General features: G+C 58.0%; 1 protein-coding gene. It reads left to right on the top strand.

The features are described from left to right. Positions 1-51: 51 nt before the first annotated feature. A partial coding sequence (locus AB4090_RS15100; RefSeq protein WP_369574699.1) for a PQQ-binding-like beta-propeller repeat protein occupies positions 52-662 on the top strand: 611 nt, incomplete at its 3' end.

Here is a 662-nt window from a genome sequence, read left to right on the forward strand (position 1 = left end):
CCTTAAAAAGGCGGTTTTAGCTTATTGGCGCATTGACAAAGGAGTAGTCCAATGACATTCAAGATCATCATGCGCCTCGGGCTCGCGGCTTGCGCCATTGCGACCGGGGTGAGTTGTACGGCGCAGGCGGCGGACACGCCCTCGTCCTGGCCGATGTATGCGATGCAGCCAGGCCATAATGCGGCGATGAAATCGCCGTTTCCGGCAGTAAACTGGAGCTACGAGGTGCCAGGGGCAGCGGATGCGCGCAAGGCAGTAAAGAACAACACGATCATCCGTGATCTGGTCGGGTTTCCAATAGGGGTTGCGGTGGTCGACGGTGCGGTGTTCGCGCCGAACGACAACGGCTATCTGTACAAGCTCGATGCCAGGACCGGAAAGCTCGAATGGTCGTTCAATGGCCATAACCAGTTGATGACCACGCCGGTGGTGGCCACTGTTGGTGGCAAGCAGCTCGTGTTCATCGGTGCCGGTAACTCGGTGTTCACATACAGCCATGCTAAGAAATTCGGCGTCAAGGGTGCTGCGGTGATTCGTGGGTCCGATGTTTCGGCGGTTGACGCCGTCGATGCCGCGACAGGCAAGCTCGTGTGGACCTATAGGACCAAGGGCGAGGATATGCCCACGGCGGTGTTCGACAAAGGAATGCTGCTGTTCGGCAA

Source organism: Acidithiobacillus sp. IBUN Pt1247-S3 (assembly GCF_041146875.1).
In the GTDB taxonomy this organism is placed as follows: domain Bacteria; phylum Pseudomonadota; class Gammaproteobacteria; order Acidithiobacillales; family Acidithiobacillaceae; genus Igneacidithiobacillus.